The following is a 2,790-nucleotide window of genomic DNA, read 5'->3' on the forward strand; positions in this document are numbered from 1 at the left end:
GGGGCGAGGGGGTGCGGGGCATCGCGGGCGATCCTGCCACGGCCGCCCCGCCCCCGGCCGGACCGAGGTCCCCGGCCGTCCCGGTGTCGCGCACGTCGCACCCGCTCGGGGCCGCGTCCGGCGGGTGCCGCGCGCCGGAGTCAGTACGCTGGTGGCAGCACGCGGTCCGCCGCGCGCCGCTCCACCGTGCAGGACCGACAACCACACAGCGTCGACGTCCCCGGTGTCGGCGTGCGCGCGACGAGGCCGCACCCCGCCGAGGACCGACACAGGAGGTCAACATGGCCGCGCCCGCCAGCGCGCAGCGCATCCGGGAGACCATCGAGCCGGTGGTGACCGCCGCCGGCCTGTGGCTGGAGGACGTCGAGCTGGGCCGCGAGGGCGGCCACGCCGTGGTGCGCGTCGTGCTCGACGCGCCGGAGGACGCCGAGGAGCAGGTCGACCTGGACGGCGTCGCCGACGTGTCCCGGGCCGTCTCCGCCGCGCTCGACGACCTGGACGGCCTGCCCGACCGCTACACCCTCGAGGTGTCCAGCCGCGGCGCCACCGCGCCGCTGCTGGCCCGCCGGCACTACGCCCGGGCGGTCGGCCGCCTGGTCGTGCTGCAGCTCGCCGAGGGCGGGTCGGTGACCGGCCGCCTGGTCCACGTCGAGCGCGGGGCGACCGACGGCGAGGACGCGGTCGTGGTGACGCCCGAGACGCCGGGGGTCAAGGGCCGCCCGGCGAAGATCGGCGACCCGGTGCGCCTGCCGCTCGCGCAGGTGCGCGAGGGGCGCGTCGAGGTCGAGCTGGTCCGGGACAAGGACGACGCACGGGGCGGCGACTCCGCCCCCGACGGGCCGCAGGGCCGGGAGGACTGATCGTGGACATCGACATGCAGGCGCTGCGGCTCATCGAGCGGGAGCGCGAGATCAGCCTGGACGTGCTCGTCTCGGCCATCGAGCAGGCGCTCCTGTCCGCCTACCACCGGACGCCGGACGCGCACCCGGACGCGCGGGTGGAGCTGGATCGCCGGTCCGGCCACGTCACCGTGTGGGCGCGCGAGCGCACCGTGGTGCCGGCGCCGGACGCCCCCGAGCCGGCCGAGGACGGCGACGGCACGGTGACCGCGGTGCCCCCGACGACGACCACCCTGGGCCCCGAGTTCGACGACACCCCCGCGGGCTTCGGCCGCATCGCGACGGCGACCGCGCGCCAGGTGATCGTGCAGCGGCTCCGGGACGCCGAGGACGACCAGGTGCTCGGGCAGTTCCGCGGCAAGGAGGGCGAGGTCCTCGGCGGCGTCATCCAGCAGGGCCGCGACCCTCGGGTGGTGCTGGTGGACGTCGGCGGCACCGAGGCGGTGCTCCCGGCGCACGAGCAGGTGGCGACGGAGAAGTACGTGCACGGCGAGCGGATCCGCGCGCTGGTGCTGGACGTGTCCCGCGGGTCGAAGGGCCCGCAGATCACGCTGTCCCGGTCGCACCCGAACCTCGTGCGCAAGCTGTTCGAGCTCGAGGTGCCGGAGATCGCGGAGGGCCACGTCGAGATCACCGCGCTCGCCCGCGAGGCGGGGCACCGCACCAAGATGGCGGTCCGCTCGCGCGTGCAGGGCCTCGGGGCGAAGGGCGCGTGCATCGGCCCCCTCGGCGCCCGGGTGCGCGCCGTGATGGCGGAGCTGCACGGGGAGAAGATCGACATCGTCGACCACTCGGACGACCCGGCGGAGATGGTGGCGCACGCGCTGTCGCCCGCGCGGGTGCTGTCCGTCACGGTCGTGGACCCGGCGGCCCGCGCCGCGCGCGTGGTCGTGCCGGACTACCAGCTGTCGCTCGCGATCGGCAAGGAGGGCCAGAACGCCCGTCTCGCCGCGAAGCTGACCGGCTGGCGCATCGACATCCGGTCCGACGCGCAGGGTGCCGACGGCGCCCAGGGGTCCGCGCACGAGGGCGCGCAGGCCGCCGGTTCGCCCGCGGCGGAGGCCGACGCCGGCGGTCCCGGTCGAGTCGGGTGACGTCGCGCGCTAGACTGAGCGCGGCTGGGCCGGACGCCCGGCTCTCCTCGCCGAGCAGGCGCCACCCCGACACCCACGCAGCGGATCCCGCGGCGGAGGTCGTCGTGGGCCCGGTGCGCACGTGCGTGGGGTGCCGGAACGCCGGTCCGAGGTCGGTCCTGCTGCGCGTGGTCGCGGCGACGACGGACGCGGGAGATCCCGCGGTCGTGGTCGACGTGCGCCGGGCGCTGCCGGGCCGGGGGGCGTGGCTGCACCCCGATCCTCACTGCCTCGAGCTCGCCGAAAGCCGTCGTGCGTTCCCGCGTGCCCTGCGTCTCGCGGGGCCGCTGGACACGTCCGCGGTGCGGGAGCACCTCGGGGCATGAGGAGGACCGTCGCCGCCCGGGCACCCCGCCGGGGTGGCATGTGCACCGTCGAACAGGGAAAGCGGGTCGAAGAGCCGATGGCTGCCCGATGAGCACGCACCGATGAGTACCCAGCGATGAGTACCCAGCACTAACGACGGTCCGACCCTGTCCGGGCGGACCGAGACAGGGAGAGATGTGGCCAAGGTCCGCGTCTACGAGCTCGCCAAGGAGCTCGGAGTCGACAGCAAGTCCCTCATGACCAAGCTGAACGAGCTCGGAGAGTTCGTGCGCTCGGCGTCCTCGACGATCGAGCCCCCGGTGGTCCGCAAGCTGCGGGACACCTACCCCGCCGGTGGTGGTGCCAAGCCCGCCGCGAGCCGGCCCGCCGCCTCGCCGGCGCCCTCGGCGAGCCCCGCCGCCCCCGCGCCGTCGGCCCCGGCCGCCGCCGCG

The 2,790-nt window shown here is 76.1% G+C and carries 4 protein-coding genes; all 4 read left to right on the forward strand.

All coding sequences use genetic code 11. The features are described 5' to 3' along the window. The first annotated feature begins 281 nt into the window (after nucleotides 1–281). Entirely contained in the window at nucleotides 282–860 is a 579-nt protein-coding gene (gene rimP / locus FA014_RS19005; protein WP_154731173.1) for a ribosome maturation factor RimP, read from the forward strand. A gap of 2 nt (nucleotides 861–862) precedes the next feature. Further along, nucleotides 863–1,993 (forward strand): transcription termination factor NusA, encoded by a 1,131-nt coding sequence (gene nusA / locus FA014_RS19010; RefSeq protein WP_154731174.1) that lies wholly within the window; start codon nucleotides 863–865, stop codon nucleotides 1,991–1,993. 125 nt (nucleotides 1,994–2,118) lie between these two features. Next, complete coding sequence (locus FA014_RS19015) at nucleotides 2,119–2,358, forward strand: YlxR family protein (protein WP_419178440.1); 240 nt, start codon at nucleotides 2,119–2,121, stop codon at nucleotides 2,356–2,358. Nucleotides 2,359–2,535: 177 nt separating this feature from the next. Beyond that, on the forward strand, nucleotides 2,536–2,790 hold a 255-nt coding region (locus FA014_RS19020; protein ID WP_154731176.1), incomplete at its 3' end, for a translation initiation factor IF-2 N-terminal domain-containing protein.

Source organism: Cellulomonas hominis, from assembly GCF_005239125.1.
GTDB lineage: Bacteria > Actinomycetota > Actinomycetes > Actinomycetales > Cellulomonadaceae > Cellulomonas > Cellulomonas hominis_A.

Coding starts and splice junctions, on each gene's coding strand:
- rimP (WP_154731173.1), top strand. CDS start 282: ATGGCCGCGCCCGCCAGCGCGCAGCGCATCCGGGAGACCATCGAGCCG.